The following is a 23,303-nucleotide window of genomic DNA, read 5'->3' as shown; positions in this document are numbered from 1 at the left end:
GCTCACTCTATTTTTTGTGTAGCATAACAAAAATAATCATAAGACTCATGTGTAAAATCATAAAAAAAAGCAGAATAACGAAACTCGCTATTCTGCTTTTTATTGATGTATTACTGTCCCTTATATTAAGTATTAAATATGCCTAATATAAGGTCGTAATCATTTATTAATCCATCAACTCAATTTTAGTAAAGTCGATTTTATTCTCTTTTGGAGAACGTTCAATATCAGCTACTTTACGGTAATGAGTTAATAACATATAACCAAAACACCCTAAGATTAAGCCGATTGCTAAAGCACCAACCCATTGGATTTGTAAAAAGTTTAGTTTGAATAACAATGTTAAAGCACTTAATAAAACAATATTACCAATGATGTAAGGTATTTTACCAAAGCGTTGTACTGTTAAGTTTAAGTTATCAGTATATAAACGAACCAGCGAATCTAGAGAATTGATTACAAAGGTGACACCTACAATAACCATCGCTAAGTTATAAAAGCCTGCTGTTGAGATAGCATTGACGCTGTAGTAATAAAGTACGGTAAACCAAATCGCAATTGGAATAGATGGGAATATCATCATCGCACCTAGTACTTGATACGTTTTCATACCACTTACAAAACGAGAGGTGAATTGACCAATCATGATGCTCCAAGCGAACCACCAGTAAAGGTAAAACTCATGGTAGTCATTCAGTGGTAATACAAAGTGATTTATATTAGCAAAGTAATCACCGATTAAACCAAAGGTTGTGAAGAACTCACCAACACTTGAGTTATCAGATAAGAAAGCACCAGACCACATAATGACGATCAATGCGAAAAATAACCAGCTACTACCTAAACTTAAAATACGTACGTAACGAATGCTTGTGCTTGAATATACAGCCGCTGCGATCGCTAAGAATACGATTAAGTAGAAACTACCAACAATGCTTTCGCCGTCGCCAAGACCCGGTAAATACCAAGGTAAGTTAGTTAGCAATAAGTAGGCAGTAAAGGCACACGTACCGATAATAACAACATTATTGATAAACTTGATCAGTGGTATTTCAAAAAACTTAACTCTTGGTTCAATAACACAAAAATAGAAACAAGTAACAAAGTAGAAAGCCCAAATCAAGAAGGCCCAAAATCCAAACTCAATAGAGAGCGGATTAGTAAAACCATATTCAGGGCTAGTGGCTAAATCGGCATAACCTGCAAACTCAGTCAATGGGAACATGATTAAACCTACATCTAAACCTGATGTAAATAGAATCGCGATAAAGGTAAATTTACGCACTGGTGTGACGCCAATACATTGCATATTACCCCAACGGAATAAGATAAATGCGATGGCAGCAAAAACGAATAAAATGCCAAACGAGAGCCAAAGAGTCATTATTTAGCCTCCCAGTGGATAGTGTTGATAAACATAGATAATTCCTTGTTTTATGTTTTAAAACGCTACGCCATTATTTTTAAGACAATCTTGCCCTCAAACCTTAAGTATCGTAGTGATAACGCCAATAAATGACATAGTTAGATGACGATAGTTAAACCCTGAAAAATAACGCAGTTTAATAGGCCATTTGCAATGCTTGCATAGGTTGACCTTACACCTCATCTTATTGAATCGTTGATGTTGCAATCAACGACTCACTAAGAGTGAAACTCGTTTTCGATTAACTCATTTTTCGTTTTGGTTCTGTTAATCGTTGCTTTTGCTGCCAATCTTGCGCCACTGTTACTTTAGCGTTGCTTGGTGCTAGCATTTTGTTACCTAAAATAATATCTGCTGCACGCTCTGCGACCATGATCGTTGGCGAGTTAAGATTACCGTTAGGAATAGTTGGGAAAATAGAGGAATCAACAACACGAAGCCCTTCAATGCCATGCACCTTAGTTTCTGAGTTCACTACTGCCATTTCATCTTCACCCATTTTGCATGAACAAGAAGGGTGGTAAGCACTTTCAACAGAGCTTCTTACAAACTCATCAATTTCTTCATTTGTTTGTATTGCCAATCCAGGCTGGATCTCTTCACCACGATATTCATCTAAACCCGGTTGATTAATAATCTCACGTGTTAAACGAACACAAGCTCTAAAGCCTTCAATATCATCTTGATGTGCTAAGTAATTAAATTGAATTTGTGGTGCTGCATGTGGGTCGTTCGAAACAACTTTCACTGCGCCACGACTTTTCGGTTTATTATGACCAATATGTACTTGGAAACCATGTCCTGCAAACGCTTCTTTACCGTCATAACGCATTGCGGCAGGTAAGAAGTGGTATTGAAGGTCTGGCCATTCTAAGCTCGCTTTTGAGCGGATGAAACCACATGATTCAAAATGATTAGTGGCACCTAAACCTGATTTATTTAAGATCCAACGCATACCAATTAATAGTTTATTCAGTGGGTCGATTTTACCGTTCAATGAAATTGGTTTTAAACATTTAAACTGAAAGTAAAACTCAAGGTGGTCTTGTAAGTTTTCGCCTACACCAGGTAATTCATGGTGCTGTTCAATACCGGCTTCTTTTAATGTTTCTGCTTTACCAATACCCGATAACTGAAGAATATGTGGCGAACCAATTGAACCGGCACTGAGTAAGACTTCTTTATTACACAGTACGTCAGTTACTTTATCTTTAACTTGGTAACGAACACCGACTGCTTTTTTATCTTCAAGCAATACTTTGTGTACTAAAGCGTGTGTCACCACTGTTAAGTTGCTTCGCTTCATAGCAGGTCTTAAATAAGCGTTTGCAGTAGACCAACGTACGCCATTTTTAACGGTCATGTGCATTGGGCCGAAACCTTCTTGCTGTTCTGCATTGTAATCAGCTGTTGCTAAATACCCTGCGTCTACACCTGCATCAACAAATGCTTGGTATAGTGGGTTTTTCATGTTGTTACCGTTATTAACGGCTAGTGGACCTGAGTCACCACGGTATTCATTACCGCCAAATGACCAGGTCTCTGCTTTCTTAAAATAAGGTAAGCAATGTGCATAATCCCAGTTTTCAGCGCCAGCTTGTTGCCACTCATCAAAATCACGAGCATGACCACGAACATAAACCATGCCGTTGATTGATGAAGAACCGCCCAGTACTTTACCGCGAGGGCAATGCATACGACGATTATTCAAAAATGGTTCTGCTTCTGTTTCAAACTGCCAAGCATATTTCTTGGTGTTCATCGGAATTGATAATGCAGTCGGCATTTGAATAAAAATGCTCTTGTCGCTGCCACCTGTTTCTAATAGTAGTACTTTATTATTAGCATTTTCTGATAAGCGGTTTGCCAACACGCAGCCTGCGCTGCCAGCACCCACAATAATATAATCATAGTTTGTTGTAGTCATAGTCATCCTTAAAATGGGCTTTCAAGATTTTGCATACCAACATATACCGCTTTAATTTGGGTATAAGCTTTTAATGTCTCACTGCCATTTTCACGGCCAATGCCTGACATTTTGTAACCGCCTACTGGCATCTCAGCAGGTGATGCACCATAAGCGTTGATCCAACAAATGCCCGCTTGAATTTGGTGTATTACACGGTGTGCACGTGTGATGTCTTGGGTAAATACTGCTGCTGCTAAACCAAGGCGAGTATCGTTTGCACGTTCAACCACTTCTTCTTCGTCAGTAAAGGTGAGTACTGACATTACAGGCCCGAAGATTTCTTCTTTAGACAGCGTCATTTGATCCGTACAGTCTGTGAAAATAGTAGGGGCAACAAAGAAACCGTTTGGTGCGCTTTCAGGTTGTAATGCTTTACCGCCTGTTAATAACGTTGCACCTTCTTTTTTACCGATTTCAATGTACTCGAGCACTTTTTGCTGGTGGTCTTTTGAGATTAATGCACCAAAGTTTGTTTCTGGATTCATTGGATCGCCACAGATGATGTTTTGCTCTGTACGCTCTACTAAACGCTTAATAAATTGAGGGTAGAGTTCTTTCTGAACAAAGACACGTGTACCGTTAGTACACACTTCACCTTGTGTGTAGAAGTTACCTAGCATCGCTGCAGAAACAGCATTTTCAACATCAGCATCATTAAAGATGATTAACGGTGATTTACCGCCTAATTCCATGGTGACTTCTTTTAATGAACTTGCGGCTGCTGCCATTACTTTTTTACCAGTACCCACTTCACCAGTGAAAGATACTTTTGCAATATCTTCATTACCGGTTAACCATGCGCCAACACGTCCATCACCTTGAACAACGTTAAATACGCCATCAGGAATACCTGCTTCAGTGAAAATTTCTGCTAAACGCATTGCGCCGCGTGGTGTTTCTTCTGAAGGTTTAAAAATCATTACGTTACCGCAAGCTAAAGCCGGCGCTGCTTTCCAACAAGCAATCTGTAATGGATAGTTCCAAGCACCAATACCTGCACAAATACCTAATGGTTCACGACGTGTGTAGTAGAAGTCATCACCAACAGTTTGTTGGTTACCTTCGATACTTGGCGCTAGCCCTGCAAAAAATTCGATTGAGTCAGCACCAGTAACAATATCGACTTCGATTGCTTCTTGTAATGGCTTACCTGTGTCTAATACTTCACCTGCAGCAAGTTCATCATTGTGTTCACGTAATAACGCAACTGCTTTAAGTAAGATGCGGCTACGTTCCATTGCCGTCATTTTTGACCACGTTGCAAATCCTGCTTTTGAACTCACAATTGCTGCTTGTTGTACCGCTTCAGTTGCTGTTTCTACTAAGTAACTAACTTGACCCGTTGCTGGGTTAATGACTTCAAATGTTTCGCCAGTACCATTCGCAATATATTGACCATGGACATAATTTTGATAAACGATTAATGATGACATTGATTTTCTCCATACTGCGTAAGAACAGTATTAATAAAGGCTTTAGATAAAATTTGAGCTTGCATGAATTCTTCTTCTGGTGTCGAGCTTAAGGCGCTTCGTAACCAGAAACCGTCAATTACAGCTGCTGTTTGTTTGGCTGCATTCGTCGCAGCAGTATTAGATAATAGTTGTTTAAAGCAAAAAAGCAGGTTGCTATATAAACGCTTACTATTGATATTTTGTAGTCTTGCTAAACCAGGCTCGTGCATGGCTTGAGACCAAAAGCTTAACCATGTTTTAGTGGCGGCACTAGAGCGTTGTAATTCAGTAAAGTTTGCTTCAACAATCATTGATAAACGATCTATTGGAGACAGATCTTTACCTGAAATTCTGCTCAATAATGCGTGTTTTAATTGGTCGAGAAGGTATTTAAGTGCAGCTTCGATTAAACCTTGTTTACCACCAAAATAATGACTAATAATGCCAGATGACATACCCGCCATTGCACTGATTGTGTTGATAGTAGTGTGTTGTAAACCATGGCGTTCTACTGACATTAATGTCGCATCGATCAATTGTTGTTGTCTAACTTCTTTGACCGCTGGCCTTGCCATAGATAACTTCCTTATTGTTTTTATTTTTCATAAAACGTTATTAATTGAACGTTCAATTAATAACGATCCTAATGATTAGTGCACTAACTATCAAGTGTTAATTTAAATAGTGTTGATGTTATAAGTTTATTCATTGCTTTAACTAACTCGTTACATTTTGATTGTTTTATTGCTTTCGCCCGCTTGTGGTGGGGTGTTTAGATGGGTTTTATAGAGAGATGTTTAGCTGATTAAACTGTTGAAAAATAGTTTTAGTCATAACTATTATTAAGTCTCATAACATGAAATTTAACTATATTACTTTGTATACTTGGTTATATTTTACTTTAAAAAAGTAAGGAAACAGTATTTTTTAATGAATATAGCCAAATAGAGATCTTGGTACATATTATTAAAAATTTTTTTCCTTTCTCCATAATGCTTGCTCATTTTAGTTTTATAGTCTTTTAATTGGAAATAAAATTCATTTAATGAAATTGAGACGATGATGATGAAAATTAAAATGATAGTTGGGCTTTTTATACTGAACACGATGTTAGTCAATACCGTAAATGCTGAAGATTTGCTGACAGCGACTATTGTTGGGTCGGGCTCACCTAAATACAATGAAAATAGGGCGAGTGCGAGCGTATTAGTTAGCGCAGGAGAAACTAGAATTCTTGTTGATATGGGGAATGGTACTCAGGCTAATTTGCATCGTTTAGGTATTAAAATTCGTGATTTATCAAGCTTGTTTTTTACTCATCATCATCTTGATCATAATGAAGAATTTGTCCCGATCTTAATTAATTCTTTGATGGGACGTAATAACTTTACCATTGTTGGCCCACCTAATACCGTTAAATTAACGGAGACAAACTTAGATCTTTACCAACAAGATATCGAATATCGCTTAGGTAAGACTCAACGAACACTTGCTGATCGTAAAAAAGCATTCGATGTTAAAGATATACAAGGTGGTGAATCATTTAAGGTGGGTGATATTAAAGTGAGCACAATAGAGGTGCCACATACTATTCATACTATTGCTTATCGTTTTGATTACAAAGGGCAGTCTATTGTGATCACCGGTGATCTTACCTATTCAGATAAATTACCAACGTTAGCTAAAAATACTGATTTTATGATAATAGATTCTGGCGGCATGGTGATGCAAAACACTAATGGTAAACAAAACAATGCGAAAAAAAGACAAGGTAACAATGAAGGCAAAAAAGGTAAAAATACACGTCAACGTGCACATTTAGATTTAGCTGATTCAAGTAAAATGGCTAACAAAGCAAACGTAAAAAACGTAGTTTATACCCATTTTAATACAGGCAATGTAAATGAAGAGGCGAGCTTGAAAGCGATTCGAAAAAATTACTCTGGTCATGTCATTTTTGGTGAAGACTTGATGGTACTTGATCATCAAAATAGTGGCATTCAAAATAGTACAGTTGCATCAAACTCCAGCAAAGAAACTGATATCTACCAAGTGGTTGATACAGGGCAAACTACGTTTTATAGCAATAATGCTGTGATTGCAGATCCTAGCGAAAGAGAACATTTCTTCGGGCAAGATGCCAGTTTTATCATTAATAGTCCTTCTTACACGAACAATAATGATGGCACGATTACAGATAACGTAACGCAACTAATGTGGCAACAAGGGTTAACTAAAAAACTATCTTATCAAGAAGCATTAGAAGCAGTTAAAAGCTTTAACTTAGAGGGGCATAGTGATTGGCGTATCGCTAATGTTAAAGAGCTTTATTCTTTAATTCAATTTACTGGTTCAGTTAAAGGTGAGTCAGCTATAACACCGTTTATCGATACTGATTACTTTGCGCAACCACTAGGTGATGTAAACCAAGGGGAACGAGAAATTGATGCCCAAGTGTGGAGTAGCACTGAATATGTATCAACAACGATGAAAGGTGATAAAACAGTGTTTGGTGTTAACTTTGTTGATGGTCGTATTAAAGGCTATCCAAAGTTTAACCCTCGTACCAAAGAGCCTAATAAAATGTACTTTAGGTTTGTGAGAGGTAATGAAGGCTATGGTGAAAATCACTTTGTTGATAACAATGATGGCACCATTACAGACACTGCAACGGGCTTAATGTGGCAAACCGCAGATAGCGATAAAGGTATGAATTGGCAAGAGGCTTTAACATATTCTAATAACCTAACATTAGGTGGGTATGACGATTGGCGATTACCTAATGCCAAAGAACTACAAAGTATTGTTGATTATAGTCGCTCACCAGCAACGTCTAATTCTGCAGCGATTAATTCAGTATTTAAAGCATCTACTATTAAAAATGAAGGTGGAGAAAAGGACTATCCATATTATTGGAGTTCAACGACTCACCTTGATGGGCCAGTTCCTGAGAAAAATGCCGTCTATATTGCTTTTGGAAAGTCGTTAGGAAAAATGCGAGGCAGTATTATGGATGTTCATGGCGCAGGTGCTCAGCGAAGTGATCCTAAAACAGGCGGAGCGATGTCTAGAGGGCCGCAAGGCGATATGATTAGAGTAAACAACTATGTACGCAGTGTAAGGGGAGGTATAGTCGATGCTTCTGCCCAAGTATCTGAAAAAACAGTTCATACTTACTCTAAGCGTAGTGATTCTATCAGTAATACTTTACCTAATGATACTTCAGTTAGAGCTCATTCAATAAAGAATGAAAGACCTAAAAATAATTTAAATAACCGTAAAATGAAATTTATTGAGAGATTCGATAAAGACCATGATAATAAAGTATCAATGGAAGAATTTAAGGGAAGGGCTAAGCGTTTTCAGTCTCTTGATCAAAATAAAGATGGTTATATTGCTGTGGATGAAGCGCCAACAGGGCCTCCAAAATAAAACATCTTTCAATATAAAGTTACGGCGATCTTATGCTTTTTTGTAAATTGAACCTTAACAAAAAAGCAGTATTAGGGAGTTAATTTTTATTATTCTCTCCTAATAATTAACTCCTTTCCTTGTGCTTGTTTATGAGGTTGATCCTACAGGTAACGCTATCGTTGAACCCTAGCTTTAATTTCTATTGGTTTCTTAATTTATGGTCTTGTGATATTAATTGGTTTATACGCGCTTGAACTTATACCTAAAAAAAGCAACCGGATTAACCGGTCTATTCGGGTACATTGGTGGTGCTGTCGCAGCCAATGCCTTATTAGGTTACACTGTTGATCACTTTGGATGGGATAGTAGCTTCCTTGTCATTATTCTTTCATGTACCTTATTTATATTGTTTCTTATCTTAGCGATGTTTGGCGAGAATAAGATACATAAGCAACGCAAAATAGATCAAAAGAATGCATAAAGAAGCCTAAGGGTAAACTGATGCATTAATATTTTGATTGAAAAAAGCCTGTATTGAGTTATTTATACTTAATACAGGCTTTATTTTTAGCTATCTCAATATGTTTAAAGTCAGGAAAACGAATCATAAAACTTATTAAATAAGTTATTAAACTATAAGGGTTAATTAAACTATGTTTACACAATTACCAAGTCTAAAAAAATTGTTATTAGGAGTTGTCATTTCATTACCTATCGCTAGCTATACTTATGCAGATAAAATCGTTGTGGCGCATCGTGGTGCAAGCGGTTACTTACCAGAACATTCAATGGCAGCTAAATCAATGGCCTATGCGATGGGTGTTGATTATATCGAGCAAGATGTAGTGATGACAAAAGATGATAAGCTAGTGGTACTACATGACCACTATTTAGATCGCGTAACAAATGTGGCAGATGTTTATCCTGATCGTAAGCGCGAAGATGGTCGATATTATGCGATTGACTTTACATTTGCTGAAATCAAAAAGCTAGAAATGACAGAAGCATTTAATGTTAAAGAGGGGAAAAAATCAGCAGATTATCCACAGCGCTTCCCTCTTGGACAATCTCACTTTCAAGTACATACTTTAGAAAATGAAATAGAATTAATTCAAGGATTAAATGCAAGTACTGGTAATGATATTGGTCTTTATCTTGAAATAAAAGCGCCTTGGTTCCATCGTCATGAAGGTAAAGATATTAGTACTGCTGTATTAAAAGTGCTTAAAAAATATGATTACACCAATAAGTCTTCTCACGTCTATCTTCAGTCATTTGATACTAATGAATTGAAGCGTATTAAAACTGAATTAATGCCTAAATTAGCAATGGATATAAAGCTAGTACAGTTAATGGCTGAAACGAGCTGGGGCGAAACAAAGGAATATGTAGACGGTAAACCTGTCGATTATAATTATGATTGGATGTTCAAGCCTGGTGCAATGAAAGAAATTGCAACCTATGCTGATGGTGTCGGTCCATGGAAACCAATGGTAGTTGCACCTGAATCAACTAAAGGAAACCTTGTTTTTACTTCTTTGGTTAAAGATGCACATCAAGCGGGTATGCAAGTACATCCATACACGTTTAGATTAGATGAAGGAAGAATTCCTCAATATGCAGAAAACTTCGAAGATTTGTTAGATATTTTCTACAACAAAGCGGGTGTTGATGGTGTATTTACAGATTTTCCAGATCGCGCGGTTAACTTCTTAAAAGAAAATAAGCAGTAATATAAAGCGTACGTACTTTCAAGATAACAATCGTTTAAAGCATTAAATGATTGTTATCTTTTATTATTACATGCGAAATCACACGATTCTAATCTAGAAAGATGGTGACTAAGTTATACCTATTAAATAGTTATCTAAATTTTGCGCTGGAAAAACAGTTCAATTCAAGGCGTAAATTGCGACTATCGAAGATTAACTTCTTTTGGTTAATCGCCTATCGCAGAATTAACCAAAAGAGGTTAATGCTTTAATGACTATTCCCTTTACGACATGTACAACGAGGAAGTGGCTGTTTTAATAAGTAAAATAGATACGCTATTTATTGTGATTGGTATTCGTCATATTGTTCGTTAATCAAGGAGAGAAGGGTCTTTTTGTATCATTATTTCTTTCATTTCTTCGAAGTGTTTACGTGAGAAATCTTCGATACTTTCCCAGTCTTGTGCTGTTTTCTCTGCAACTTCATCTGATAGCACGTTCAGCGGTTGTCCTGTAGATAATGCCGTTATTAAAATCTGACAAGATCGTTCTAATGTCCAAATATCATCAAATGCTACGCCGATATCTGTTCCTGTTACCATGACACCATGGTTCCCCATTAATAAACGACTATTTTTTTCTAATAGGCTACATAAGCGAGCACCTTCTTCAACCGTGTCTGCCATGCCACCGAACATAGTGTCGATTGATACTCTATTAAAATAACGAGCTGTATTTTGATCAATAGGTGGGATATGTGGTTTTTTCATTGCAGAAATCGCTGTAGTATAAATAGGATGTAAATGCATTGCGACGCGTACATGAGGCAGATTTTTATGTAATTGTCCATGTATAGACCAAGCCGTTGCATCGACATCAGGATGGTCGGCTGTTGTTGGATCATCTGCATCAAGTAGTAATAGATCGCTTGCTCGAACACGAGAAAAGTGTTTCCACTTAGGGTTGATCAAGAATTTTTTCCCGTCTTCTGATACCGCAGCACTAAAGTGGTTAGCGACAGCTTCATGCATACCAAGATGTTCAACGATGCGTAATGATGCAGCGAGATCGATTCGTGTTTGTTCTTCTTTAGATAAGGCCATAAAGTACTCCAGAAAAAGAGAGGGTGTAGGTTAACCTACACCTACTTATATTAAGATTTTGGCATTAATTGCTCAAGATCCTGTGTCGTTGGGGCTTGGAAATTATATTTTTTCAATAAGGCATCATATTCAGATGTTTTACTGAATTTTTCTAAACCTTCAATAAGCGCTTGCTTAACTTCATCGTTACCTTTTTTGATACCAAATCCATTTAAAACAGGATAAATAAGTGTTTCAGAAGAAATAGTAACTCGATTACCTAGCTTATCGATGACACCACGTGCAACAGCTGCATCTGTAATTTGTGCTTCCACAGCATGCGATAACATTGCTTGTGTTGTTTGTGGATCCGTTGGATATTCACGAATAGTGATTGGGTTATGACCATTTGCAACACAGTAATCTGTTGAGACAGTTTGCAATTGTTTTAACCATGCTGTTCCTGCCATTGAACCGACGGTATGACCACAAAAATCTTCAGGTAGTTTAGGTTGGTAGTCACTTCCTTTAACTGCCAATATAGACTCTCCACTTTTTAGGTAAGGGATCATATCAATAATTTTCATGCGGTCAGCAGTGATGTACATTGAAGAGTTAGTGATATCAAATTTTCCACCACGTAATCCCGGTATAAGATTAGCCCAGCGCGTGTCGATATTAACAGATTCTCTGCCCATCACTTTTGCTAACCCAGCTAAGAATTCAATATCAAATCCAACTTGTTTGCTCCCATCCATATATTCGTATGGGAAGAAAGTAATATCAGAACCAGCGATAATTTTACCCGGTTCATTAAATGAAAATGCATTAAATGATAATACAGCGCCAACAAGACCAACAGTTACAGAGCGTGCTAATAGTGTTTTTTTCTTAATAAAGTCTTTCATAATAATTCCTTTCATTAGTTTAGAGTTTAAGATTTAACCGAATCAGTTCCGGCTTGTTGAACAAAAAATGAGGCACCTTTTGGTTTTTCCGGTAATCGAAGGTGGTTAGGTGTGCTACGGATTTCTCCACTTTCGCTACCCCATACCAAATCACCTGAGTGAGTACTTGGTAATGGATTTTCACCGTACGGTAATGCATCTTCAGCAGCGTAAACACTGATATACAAAGTACGAGGTAATTCGGTTTCATTTGGGCTAGAGGCATGCAATAAACGTGAGTGCATAAAACAAACTGAGCCAACAGGACCAAAACATGAAATTGGTTTTTGGCAATAAACTCGTTCAACTTCAGAGCTGACAGCGCCTGTAAATTGATCATTATGCCAATGTGTATACAAGGTGCCTTTATGGCTACCCGGTATTACTTGTAGCGGCCCATTTTCCATTGTCACTTCGCTTATCATTAACAAACAAGTCACTAAGTCGTCATTACTGTGGGGTGTAAATGGAAAGTCTTGATGCCATTTAACTTGAGTTGCTGTGTGTGGCAGTTTTGAATTTACTTTACTGTGGTGAAAACGTGCGCCACTGCTACCAACTAGTTGACCTGCAATTACAGACATACGAGAATCAAGCGCCGTTTTTTTGTAGGCTTCAGAAATTTCTGTTGGTGACGTTACACGACGTAACGATGGATGCGTTGCGCTATGATCGCTTTCGATATCAAAACGAGCACGTTTGTCTAATGTTTCACCCCAAGGTTCTTGATGTTTACGACTATCTACTACCCACTCATCAAAATCACTTTGTAGTTCAGCAATTTGTTCTGCTGACAGTACGTTTTCTACAACCAAGAAACCTTGTTCGTTATATTGGTCAATTTGCCATTGTTCAATCATAAAAACTCCAAAATTATTTAATTAAGTGTGACATCTTTTAAAAAGGCATTAACACGTGGATTGTGGCCGTCTCGTAATACTTGAGGCTCATCGTCACACACCACGCGGCCTTGCTCCATAAATACAATTCGGTCAGAAACGTTAAACGCAAAGTTCATTTCATGAGTGACGATGACCATTGTGATCCCTTCGCGTGCTAAATCTTCGATTACTTTTAATACTTCGTTTACTTTTTCTGGATCCAGTGCTGAGGTTGGTTCATCAAATAACATAATTTGTGGGCGCATCATTAACGCGCGAGCTATAGCAACTCGTTGTTGTTGTCCACCAGATAATTGATGGGGGTATTTCCATGCATGTTCTAACATCCCCACTTTATTGAGTAGTTGGTAAGCCTGCATTTCTAATTCTTTTTTATTGGCTAAGTGATGGTAACTCGGTGCTAACAGTAAATTTTTAAGCACTGTCATATTTGGAAATAAGTTAAAACTTTGGAATACCATCCCAATTTTGGTGCGATGTTCTTGATGCTCTTCGATATGAGGTTTAGTCGAAGCATGATGTACATACTTCAAAAAAGCTTCTCCATTTAATTCAATTTTTCCGTTATTTAATTCTTCAAGACCATTTAATAATCGGATTAAAGTGGTTTTACCTGAGCCTGAAGGTCCAATAATAGAAACAACTTCACCAGATTTTATCGTTAAGTCGACCGCGCCGAGTACCTCTACACCGTTGTACGCTTTATGTAATTTAGAAGCTTCTAATGCTGGTATATCAGATTCAGGAGTGGGTTCGATAATCATTGCAGGTGTGTTTTTTACTTGCTCAATAAGTGTTTCTGGTAATATGTGGTCTTTGGTTGATTTTGTTACATCGAGGTAATTTTCTAACTGTTTTAATAGAAAATCGAATATCGTTACAATGGCAACATAATAAATTGCAACCGCAGCCATGGTTTCTAATACTAAAAAGTTTTGTGAGTATAAACGTTGGCCTACCATTAAGATTTCGGTCAACGAGATGACTGAGACTAATGAGGTTAGTTTCACAATAGAGATATATTCATTAGCAAGTGAAGGTAACGAAACACGTATCGCTTGTGGTATGACAACCAGCCACTGCATTCCCGTAAATCGGATACCTAAGGCTCGAGCCGCTTCACCTTGCCCTTTAGGGACTGCAAGTAAACCACCACGATGAATTTCAGCGACATAAGCACTTTCACACAGTACCATTGCAATTAAACCTGCCCAAAAAGGTTCTGCTAAAATAGCACTACTTGCGGGAATCAGTTGTGGCATGTTATAAACAAATATTAATAAAACTAACAAAGGCACGCTTCGAAACAGCCAAATATAAAACTTAGAAGGCAAATTGAGCATTGGATTTTTAGATTGTTTTCCAAGGGCTAATATAAACCCGAATATGATACTTAATCCCCAACTCGCTAAACTAAGTTGAATTACTGTCCAACTGGCCATCCAGAAATCAGCCAAATTGAACAAACTGAACATATAATCCCAATCAAATGTCATACTACGCTACCTTCCTTGATGTTTTGTTAGAGAACATGATCTGAATCAACAACACTTTCTCTCAAATATGAGATTACTATGCGGTGAATTTAGGATAAGTAGCAATTATAATTTTTGTCTCTTCTAGTTAAAAAAAATGTATACAGTCACCTCCATTGATAAAACTTATTAAGAAAAATGCCTATTTCTGCCCCAAATCAGGTCATATTTGTCTAAAATGAAGCAGTTTTTTGAAGCCGATTCGATTTATTCCTTCATTTCTTATTTTTAACCCCAGCATGAATAAGCTTTAAATCGTTTATAACTCATGGCACTACTCTTGCTTAAAGTTACTTAAATATCTTTTATTTACAGAGAGAACAATGAAAAATTTTACCTTGAAGCAGTTACATTATTTCTCCACCGTGGTGGAAACAGAAAGTATTGTAGAAGCCTCAAGGAAATTGTTTATTGCACAACCATCTATTTCTATTGCCATTAAAAATCTAGAGCATACTTTTGGTCAACAGCTATTAATTAGGCATCATGCTCAAGGCGTATCACTAACACCTGACGGAAGACGCTTTTATGAAAAAGCAAGGGAACTGCTACGCCTTTCTCATGAATTCGAACAAAATACTCTCGCTGATAACGATAAAATAAGCGGGAAAATATCTATTGGCAGTTTTGGTTCTTTAGCTCCTTTATATATTCCAAAGTTAATTGCTGGGTTTAAAGTCACTTACCCTGATATTGAAATACAACTGTGTGACGGGGAACAGCATGAAATGATGATAGGCTTACATAGAGGAGAGCTTGATTTAGCTTTTTTGTATGATTTAGAGCTTGATAATTCAATTAGTAAGAATGCGCTAAATGCGCCGCACAAACCCTATGCATTGCTTGCAAAAGATCATCCATTAGCACAAAAAAAATCAGTAACACTCGCTGAATTAAGCCAAGAGCCAATGGTGTTGTTAGACGTTATTCCTAGCCGAAATTATTTTTTAAGTTTATTCACTGAAAAAAACTTAAGTCCAAAAATTGCTTATACATCCCCTTCAGTTGAAATCGTGCGTTGCATGGTAGGACAAAACCAAGGGTTTTCAATCTTAGTTAGTCGACCAGCAACAAAAATGACTTACGACGGACAACAGTTAGCTTATATCGATATTGAAGACGAAATGGAAAGCTCTACATTGATAATGGCATATCTAAAAGTAAATAAACCCACTAAACCTGCAAGTTTATTTATGGATTACTGTCGTGAACATGACCTAGATAATTAGATTGGTAAGGCAATAGATAATATTATAATTTTTTGCTTAAAATTTAAAACGAACAATATTTTTCCTATTTAGAACCTATATTTATAATAATTTACGACATTTATTCACTGCCATATCCTTTAGTTATCTTTTCAAGAAATGATAACTGGGTAAAAAGGATTATATAAATGACAGATAATATTAAAAATATCGATACACTCGTTATTGGAGCTGGCCAAGCCGGTGTAGCAATGAGTGAACATTTAACCCATCAAAATGTACCGCATTTAGTCTTAGAAAAAAATCGTATTGCAGAAGCTTGGCGCACAGGTCGTTGGGATTCTCTTGTGGCTAATGGTCCTGCTTGGCATGATCGCTTCCCAGGAATGGAATTTCCGGGTGATAAACCAGACCAATTTGTTCCAAAAGATCAAGTCGCAGATTATTTCGAAGCTTATGTTGATAAATTTAAAATGCCTGTTGAAACAGATGTTGAAGTCATTAGTGCTTCTCGCAATGAAAGCACAAGTGGTTTCACTGTAAAAACATCTAAGGGAACAATTAATGCACAACGTATTGTTTCAGCAACGGGTCCATTCCAAGTACCAATTATTCCAGCCATTGCTCCAGAAAACCCTGATTTTTTACAAATTCATTCCGCTAAGTATCGCAACCCAGACAATTTACCAGCAGGAGCAATAATAGTTATTGGCGCTGGTTCATCTGGTGTACAAATTGCAGATGAATTACGACGTTCAGGCAGAAAAGTTTATTTGTCAGTCGGGCCACATGATCGTCCTCCTCGGGCTTATCGTGGGCGTGACTTTGTATGGTGGTTAGGAGTTTTAGGTTTATGGGATATGGCCGCCAATGTACCCGGTAAAGAACATGTCACTATTGCTGTAAGTGGAGCAAATGGTGGGGATACAATCGATTTCAGAGAATTAGCGAGTAAAGGTTTAAATTTAGTTGGACGAACACAATCTTTTGAAAATGGTGTTGTACATTTTTCTGATGACCTTGCTTGTAACATAAAAGCTGGTGATGAAAACTACTTGTCATTATTAGATAGAGCGGATCAATATGTTGTAGATAATGGTTTAGATTTACCAGAAGAACCTGAAGCACGTATCTTATTAGCAGATCCTGATTGTATGGTAAATCCAACTAAATCATTAGATCTCAAAGCGAATAATGTTACAACGGTGATTTGGGCAACAGGTTATGCAACTAATTATGATTGGTTAAAAGTTGATGTGTTTGACGAAAAAAATCAACCTCAACATCATCGAGGAGTATCAATTGAACCTAGCGTCTATTTTCTTGGTTTACCTTGGTTATCTCGCAGGGGATCTTCATTTATCTGGGGCGTATGGCACGATGCTAAATATATAGCGGATCAAATTGTTATCCAACGTCAGTATCAACAATATCAAAACAAAATTTAATTAAGGGATCATATTATGCCAACACATACTCGTATTCGCATGTTTAATACAAAAGAAACTTATCCTAATCAATCTTTAGATAATGACTTATGCCAAGCAGTGGTTGCAGGCAACACTGTTTATGTACGTGGTCAAATTGGAACAGATTTTGATGGGAAACTTATCGGTTTAGGTGATCCACAAGCTCAAGCTGAACAAGCAATGAAAAATATCAAACAACTGTTAGAAGAAGCTGGTAGTGACTTGTCTCATATAGTTAAAACAACAACTTATATTACAGATCCTCGTTTCCGTGAGCCAGTATATCGTGAAACAGGAAAGTGGCTAAAAGGTGTATTTCCTATTTCAACTGGTTTAGTGGTTTCTGGTTTAGCACAGCCGGAATGGCTAGTAGAAATTGATGTCATTGCCGTTATTCCAGAATAAACTTTAGGAGCTTTTATGACTATTTCTATTGCAGCTTACTGTCCTAACACAGGCCAACTAGGCATTGCTATTAGCTCATCAAGTATCGCTGTTGGCGCTCGATGTCCATGGTTATTAACAGGTGTAGGCGCTGTATCAAGTCAAAATATTACCTTGCCAGCTTTAGGGAATGCAACACTTGAAAATTTACAAAACGATTTGTCTGCCGAATCTGCGCTTAAACATGCCTTAGAAACAGATGAATTCAGCGCATACCGCCAAGTGACTGTGATTAATACAAAAGGTGAAACGGCTTGTTTTAGCGGTTCTAAAACTCTCGGTGTGCACAATATGGTTCAAGGCAAAAACTGTGTTGTCGCAGGCAACATGTTATCTCAACCATCAGTTATTAATGCCATGGTTGATAATTTTTTATCGACCACTGGACAGCTAACAGAAAGGTTGATCATTGCATTACAAGCTGGTGTGGATGCTGGTGGAGAAGCCGGACCTGTTCATTCTGCTGCAGTAAAAGTAGTGGATAAACACCCTTGGCCTTTAGTTGATTTACGTGTGGACTGGGTTGAGGAAAACCCTATTGGTGAACTCTTTACGCTTTGGGGAAATTATGCGCCTCAGATGCAAGATTATGTTACACGAGCACTCGACCCACGCGAAGCACCTAGTTATGGAGTACTTGGTGATGAGTGATAGCCATCTTATTACCTTATCGGAAAGTGTCAAACATTGGCTAACTCAATTATTAGCTTTCGATACAACCAGTAGAGAATCTAACCTCGCGTTAATTGAAACAATAAAAGAGTATCTTGAAACACTAGGTATTGAGTCAACATTAATATTCAATAATGAACGTACTAAAGCAAATTTGTATGCGCGTTTTGGGCCTGAAGGTGATGGTGGTGTTATGCTATCGGGGCATACTGACGTCGTTCCAGTAGATGGACAAAATTGGTCTCATCCACCTTTTCAGTTGATCGAAGAAAATGGAAAGTGCTACGGAAGAGGTAGTGCTGATATGAAAGGCTTTCTTGCTTGTGTACTTGCTGCAGTACCTCATTTTCAACAAGTTGAATTACGCATGCCTTTATACTTAGCTTTTTCCTATGATGAAGAGATTGGTTGCTTAGGCGTACGTAGTTTAATCGACCATCTTAAGGCCTCACCAGAAAAACCCGCAATGTGTATTATTGGCGAACCGACTAACATGAAACCCGTTTATGGTCATAAGGGAAAAATGGCGATGCGCTGTGAAGTGAAAGGGCATGCTTGTCATTCTGCTTATGCACCAGAGGGTGTTAACGCCATCGAATATGCCGCCAAATTAATTAATAAATTAACTGAACTGGCTGAACCATTAAAAAATAATATTGATGAACGTTTTGAACCGCCTTACAGCACTTTACAGACGGGCGTTATAAAAGGTGGTGCTGCATTGAATATAGTACCAGAGTCATGTCAATTTGATGTCGAGATGCGTTACTTACCAGAAACACAAGCAAATGAAACCTTTGATACCTTAAAAGCTTATGCAGAACAAACGTTACAACCTAAAATGCGAGCTGTTCATGCTCAAACGGGAATCGCGTTTCAAACATTAGCAGAGTATCCTCCCTTGTTGACAGATCCGCAGTCGGAATTTGCACAATGGCTTATAGATTGGAGTGGTAATCATGAACTTGGGACAGTCGCTTTTGGTACAGAAGGTGGGTTATTTGATGAAGCCGGTGTAGCATCTTTAATTTGTGGTCCCGGTAGTATGGAACAAGGCCATAAGCCAGATGAATTTGTTACTGTTGAACAACTTACAGAGTGTTGCAATATGCTAAATAACCTCTGCCATTGGATGATCAAATAACAAAAAATAGACTTTAAATATTTATCTCTTCCTCATCGGCACTATTAATGGAGTTATTAATGAACGAAAAGAAAAAAGTAATCTATTACAACATGGCGGGTGATCTTGATTACGAAAATCAATTATTACAGGAATGGGGTATTAAAGATCTAGAGTTAATCCAAGTCACTGGTAATAACTTAATTGTAGATGTTAAAGAAGCTGAATCTTTAACGCTTGAATACACACAAGTAGATGCTGATGTAATGAAAAATTTGCCTAATTTAAAAATAATTGCACTTCAAAGTATAGGAACAGATGAAATTGATATTGACTGTGCTGATAGAGAAGGCATCTATGTTACCAATGCCCCTGGCTTCTGCGCTTATGAAGTCGCCTCTCATGTGATGGCGTTGATACTTAATTTAAATAGAAAAATCGGTGTTTATGATGAAGCTGTTAAAAATGGTGAATGGGCACCTTTTTCAGGTAATAAAATAGAGCGTTTACAAGGGCAGACTGTTGGCTTAGTTTCTTTAGGTACTATTCCTAAAGCTTTAATTCCTATGTTAAAAGGCTTTGGTTTTAATGTTGTTTTTTATAGTCCTAGTAAAACAGATGAAGATGCAAAACGATTAGGTATTACAAGGTGCGATTCATTAAATGCGTTATTAAACATTTCAGATATCGTTTCTTTACATACGCCACTTCTTCCTAGTACTAAATATATGATCAATGAAACAACGCTTGCACAAATGAAAGAAGGTGCAATGCTGATTAATACTGCTCGTGGAGAGTTAATCGATGAGTCAGCTTTAATTGTTTGTTTAAAATCTAACAAAATATCGGCAGCTGGGTTAGACGTATTAATTGATGAACATAATCATGATAGTAAATTAATTGGAATGGACAATGTAATTGTCACTCCGCATGTTGGCTTTTTATCTAAGCAATCATTATTAGATGCTAGAAGGGTAGCACTTGAACAGATAGTGACTAGGTTGGTTAAAGTGACTCGGCCTGATACTGCACTAAACAAAGAGATGTTAACGGTAAGGTAAATAACCTCAGTTCTGGATAAGCAAAGCGATACAACACCGCTATTTGCGTGGATTTCTGAGTTAAGTTATTTCTCAATAACCCGTTATTGCTTCAATAATTAGCTTTGAACTACGCAAAACTAACGGCACTGACTAGTAAAAAATAATACCTTATAATTCTAAATATAATTCCGCTTTCATTAACAAGTATTGAGGCTAAATAATGAAATGATTATATTCAGGTTTTACTTTGTATAATCATTTCACCGAGTAAAGACATTTATAACATCAACATCATATAACGTTATGGTGTTGTTTTTATTGAGGTGACTTCATACGGGATATCGTGTTCTTTTAGAATCGCTACAATTTCATCTGGTGGTGGCAAATCGGTTATTAACATATCTAATTCACTGATATTACCTAAGTTTACCATGGCATTACGACCAAATTTTGTATGGTCTACAGCAAGATAAATACTGCGACTATTTTCTATTATAGCTTGTTTAACGCGCACTTCATGATAATCAAAGTCTAATAATGAACCGTCGTAATCAATACCACTAATCCCTAAAATGCCGAAATCTAAACGGAATTGTTTGATGAAGTCTAACGTCGCTTCTCCAACAATACCGCCATCTCTATTACGTACTTCACCACCGGCTAGGATAACTTTAAAGTCTTTATTACCCATTAAAATACCTGCAACATTAATATTGTTAGTAACAACGCGAAGGCCTTTGTGGTTTTTAACGAGTTCTTTAGCAATTGATTCTGGAGTGGTACCAATATCAATAAACAAAGTAGCACCGTTTGGAATGTATTTTACTAAGGCTTCTGCAATGGAGTCTTTCTCGTTAAGTTGCATTACTTTACGAGCGCTATAAGAGGTATTTACAGAGCTTTGTTGTGTCGTTGCACCACCGTGGTGACGGCGAATTTTGTTTTCACCTGCAAGTTCATTGAGATCTCGGCGAATAGTCTGAGGGCTGACCTTAAAATGCTCAACAAGACTATCAGTACTAACATATCCATTTTTTTGTACTAGGTTGACAATTTCTTGGTGCCTGGTTGTCTGCTTCACTAAATATTACTCCTTGTCTTTCTGCCGAAATGTAATAAATCAAGTTTACTGCGACTAAAGTTAATAGCAAGAAATTACAATTTTTTTGAGTGGTAAGTAGTATTTTAGTTTCGATTATCAACAAGTTGTATCATTTATCTTCATTTTGTTAATGTTTTTTGAGCATTAGGAAAGGGATAGTATCGAAAAAGAGCATCCTAGGGATGCTCTTTTATATTGGTTTAGGTTGCTTAATAACTGAACCGCATAGAAACGTTAAGTCATTATTAGATATTTATGGCGTATCTTCGTTATTTTCATTATGAAGATCTGCCCAGACCATTGCACACTTAACGGCACGTTTCCAACCGTTGTAACGTTGTTGACGCTTTTCTTGTACTGCTTTAGGTTCGAAAGAGCGTTCAATTGTTGCTTTATTAGATAGTTCTTCTAACCCGTCCCAGTATCCAACGGCAATACCGGCAAGGTAAGCAGCACCTAATGCTGTCATTTCAGTCATTGCTGGTCGATGAACAGCGGTATTTAGTACGTCAGACTGGAACTGCATTAAAAAGTTATTCGCAACAGCACCACCATCAACACGTAATGACGCTAATTGAATATTTGAATCTGCTTGCATTGCATCAAGTACATCACGTGTTTGGTAAGCAATACTTTCTAATGTTGCACGAATAATATGATTGGAATTAGTTCCGCGTGTTAGGCCAACAATTGTGCCACGAGCATACGGGTCCCAGTATGGTGCACCTAAACCAGTAAAGGCAGGCACAACATAAACACCATTTGATGAATCAACTTTAGTCGCGAAGTACTCAGAGTCTTTTGCATCTGAGATTAATTTCATTTCATCACGAAGCCATTGAATTGAAGCACCACCCATGAATACAGCACCTTCCAGTGCGTAAGTTGCTTCACCTCTAGGGCCACAAGCTATTGTTGTTAATAGACCATGTGTCGATGTTATTTTTTCTTTACCTGTATTCATTAACAAGAAACAACCTGTACCGTAAGTGTTTTTTGCTTGGCCTTTTTCTACACACATGTGTCCGTACAATGCAGCTTGTTGATCACCAGCAATACCTGCAATAGGGATACGTGTTCCACCTTTACCACCAATGTTCGTTTTACCGTAAACTTCTGAAGAGCTTTTCACTTCAGCCATCATGGATCTTGGAATACCAAAATCTTTTAATAGTTTGTCATCCCACTCTAATGTGTTGATATTGAATAGCATAGTACGTGATGCATTAGTGTAATCAGTGACGTGTACTTTTCCTTGCGTCATTTTCCAAATTAACCAAGTATCAACGGTACCAAATAATAATTTTCCAGCTTCAGCGTCTTCACGAACGCCTTCTACGTTGTCGAGTATCCATTTAATTTTGGTGCCTGAGAAATATGGGTCAAGCATTAAACCTGTATTTTCACGTACGTATTCTTCTAAACCTTGTGCTTTTAGTTCTTCACAGATGCTTGCCGTACGGCGACACTGCCATACAATCGCATTATAAACTGGCTTACCTGTTTCTTTGTTCCATACAATCGCAGTTTCACGTTGGTTAGTGATACCAATAGCAGCAACTTGATCACTGCGAATACTTGCTTTTGCTAATGCTTCAGTTAATACGCCACTTTGTGTCGCATAAATTTCCATTGGGTCATGCTCTACCCATCCTGAATGTGGGTAAATTTGCGTAAATTCACGCTGAGAAACACTGACGATATTGGCATCATGATCAAGGATCACTGCGCGAGAACTTGTTGTGCCTGAATCAAGTGCCACAATATATTTTTTATCTGTCATTACATTTTCCTCTTTGTT

General features: G+C 37.5%; 19 protein-coding genes and 1 pseudogene. 9 read left to right on the top strand and 11 right to left on the bottom strand.

All coding sequences use genetic code 11. The annotated features are described in order from the left end of the window. Nucleotides 1–166 precede the first annotated feature (166 nt). The 4 genes from V6255_RS05800 to betI form a co-directional block, all read right to left on the bottom strand. Nucleotides 167–1,384 carry a BCCT family transporter gene (locus tag V6255_RS05800; protein WP_341627295.1) on the bottom strand — a complete coding sequence of 406 codons (1,218 nt, stop codon included), beginning with the start codon at nucleotides 1,382–1,384 and terminating at the stop codon, nucleotides 167–169. A 283-nt stretch (nucleotides 1,385–1,667) separates the two neighbouring features. After that, complete coding sequence (gene betA / locus V6255_RS05795; protein ID WP_341627294.1) at nucleotides 1,668–3,359, bottom strand: choline dehydrogenase; 1,692 nt, start codon at nucleotides 3,357–3,359, stop codon at nucleotides 1,668–1,670. Between the two features lie 2 nt (nucleotides 3,360–3,361). Continuing rightward, nucleotides 3,362–4,828, bottom strand: a complete 1,467-nt coding sequence (betB, locus tag V6255_RS05790) for a betaine-aldehyde dehydrogenase (protein WP_341627293.1) — start codon at nucleotides 4,826–4,828, stop codon at nucleotides 3,362–3,364. Next, the gene (gene betI / locus V6255_RS05785) at nucleotides 4,816–5,424 is read right to left on the bottom strand and encodes a transcriptional regulator BetI (RefSeq protein ID WP_341627292.1); all 609 of its coding nucleotides are present in this window, start codon (nucleotides 5,422–5,424) and stop codon (nucleotides 4,816–4,818) included. Before betI ends, betB begins: the two co-directional genes overlap by 13 nt. A gap of 532 nt (nucleotides 5,425–5,956) precedes the next feature. On the opposite strand from betI, the gene V6255_RS05780 reads away from it, so the two are divergent. From V6255_RS05780 to glpQ, 3 genes are all read left to right on the top strand, one after another. Next, nucleotides 5,957–8,281: a DUF1566 domain-containing protein gene (locus V6255_RS05780; protein ID WP_341627291.1), complete on the top strand. Its 2,325-nt coding sequence runs from the start codon at nucleotides 5,957–5,959 to the stop codon at nucleotides 8,279–8,281. A 232-nt stretch (nucleotides 8,282–8,513) separates the two neighbouring features. Then, nucleotides 8,514–8,744 (top strand): hypothetical protein, encoded by a 231-nt coding sequence (locus V6255_RS05775; protein ID WP_425355908.1) that lies wholly within the window; start codon nucleotides 8,514–8,516, stop codon nucleotides 8,742–8,744. 172 nt (nucleotides 8,745–8,916) lie between these two features. Next, the gene (gene glpQ, locus V6255_RS05770) at nucleotides 8,917–9,996 is read left to right on the top strand and encodes a glycerophosphodiester phosphodiesterase (RefSeq protein ID WP_341627290.1); all 1,080 of its coding nucleotides are present in this window, start codon (nucleotides 8,917–8,919) and stop codon (nucleotides 9,994–9,996) included. Nucleotides 9,997–10,346: 350 nt separating this feature from the next. On the opposite strand, the gene V6255_RS05765 is transcribed toward glpQ, so the two are convergent. The 5 genes and pseudogenes from V6255_RS05765 to V6255_RS19285 all read right to left on the bottom strand — a co-directional run. Beyond that, on the bottom strand, nucleotides 10,347–11,078 hold the full coding sequence (locus tag V6255_RS05765; protein WP_341627289.1) for a class II aldolase and adducin N-terminal domain-containing protein: 732 nt from the start codon (nucleotides 11,076–11,078) through the stop codon (nucleotides 10,347–10,349). A gap of 50 nt (nucleotides 11,079–11,128) precedes the next feature. Beyond that, nucleotides 11,129–11,965: a transporter substrate-binding domain-containing protein gene (locus tag V6255_RS05760; RefSeq protein WP_341627288.1), complete on the bottom strand. Its 837-nt coding sequence runs from the start codon at nucleotides 11,963–11,965 to the stop codon at nucleotides 11,129–11,131. A gap of 26 nt (nucleotides 11,966–11,991) precedes the next feature. Next, the gene (locus tag V6255_RS05755; protein ID WP_341627287.1) at nucleotides 11,992–12,864 is read right to left on the bottom strand and encodes a phytanoyl-CoA dioxygenase family protein; all 873 of its coding nucleotides are present in this window, start codon (nucleotides 12,862–12,864) and stop codon (nucleotides 11,992–11,994) included. 17 nt (nucleotides 12,865–12,881) lie between these two features. After that, complete coding sequence (locus V6255_RS19290) at nucleotides 12,882–13,670, bottom strand: amino acid ABC transporter ATP-binding protein (RefSeq protein ID WP_425355909.1); 789 nt, start codon at nucleotides 13,668–13,670, stop codon at nucleotides 12,882–12,884. Between the two features lie 93 nt (nucleotides 13,671–13,763). Continuing rightward, nucleotides 13,764–14,381, bottom strand: a pseudogene (locus V6255_RS19285) (amino acid ABC transporter permease); the annotation flags it as partial. Between the two features lie 383 nt (nucleotides 14,382–14,764). On the opposite strand from V6255_RS19285, the gene V6255_RS05745 reads away from it, so the two are divergent. The 6 genes from V6255_RS05745 (at nucleotide 14,765) to V6255_RS05720 (ending at nucleotide 20,418) form a co-directional block, all read left to right on the top strand. Beyond that, on the top strand, nucleotides 14,765–15,670 hold the full coding sequence (locus V6255_RS05745) for a LysR family transcriptional regulator (RefSeq protein ID WP_341627285.1): 906 nt from the start codon (nucleotides 14,765–14,767) through the stop codon (nucleotides 15,668–15,670). A gap of 167 nt (nucleotides 15,671–15,837) precedes the next feature. Then, nucleotides 15,838–17,097: an NAD(P)/FAD-dependent oxidoreductase gene (locus V6255_RS05740; protein ID WP_341627284.1), complete on the top strand. Its 1,260-nt coding sequence runs from the start codon at nucleotides 15,838–15,840 to the stop codon at nucleotides 17,095–17,097. Between the two features lie 15 nt (nucleotides 17,098–17,112). Continuing rightward, a complete protein-coding gene (locus V6255_RS05735) occupies nucleotides 17,113–17,523 on the top strand; it encodes a RidA family protein (protein WP_341627283.1) in 411 nt (136 codons plus the stop codon). Between the two features lie 15 nt (nucleotides 17,524–17,538). Further along, entirely contained in the window at nucleotides 17,539–18,213 is a 675-nt protein-coding gene (locus V6255_RS05730) for a DUF1028 domain-containing protein (RefSeq protein ID WP_341627282.1), read from the top strand. Beyond that, on the top strand, nucleotides 18,206–19,378 hold the full coding sequence (argE, locus tag V6255_RS05725; protein ID WP_341627281.1) for an acetylornithine deacetylase: 1,173 nt from the start codon (nucleotides 18,206–18,208) through the stop codon (nucleotides 19,376–19,378). The genes V6255_RS05730 and argE overlap by 8 nt, the downstream gene beginning before the upstream one ends. A 59-nt stretch (nucleotides 19,379–19,437) precedes the next feature. After that, a complete protein-coding gene (locus tag V6255_RS05720) occupies nucleotides 19,438–20,418 on the top strand; it encodes a C-terminal binding protein (RefSeq protein ID WP_341627280.1) in 981 nt (326 codons plus the stop codon). Between the two features lie 283 nt (nucleotides 20,419–20,701). Here V6255_RS05720 and V6255_RS05715 read toward each other — a convergent pair whose 3' ends face one another. Both V6255_RS05715 and glpK read right to left on the bottom strand, forming a co-directional pair. After that, the gene (locus V6255_RS05715; RefSeq protein ID WP_341627279.1) at nucleotides 20,702–21,481 is read right to left on the bottom strand and encodes a DeoR/GlpR family transcriptional regulator; all 780 of its coding nucleotides are present in this window, start codon (nucleotides 21,479–21,481) and stop codon (nucleotides 20,702–20,704) included. Between the two features lie 274 nt (nucleotides 21,482–21,755). Then, nucleotides 21,756–23,285, bottom strand: coding sequence for a glycerol kinase GlpK (gene glpK, locus V6255_RS05710; protein WP_341627278.1), 1,530 nt, complete (start codon nucleotides 23,283–23,285; stop codon nucleotides 21,756–21,758). Between the last annotated feature and the right edge of the window lie 18 nt (nucleotides 23,286–23,303).

It is taken from the genome of Psychromonas arctica (assembly GCF_038155225.1).
GTDB lineage: Bacteria > Pseudomonadota > Gammaproteobacteria > Enterobacterales > Psychromonadaceae > Psychromonas > Psychromonas arctica_B.
This window is presented reverse-complemented; position numbering and strand designations above follow the sequence as displayed.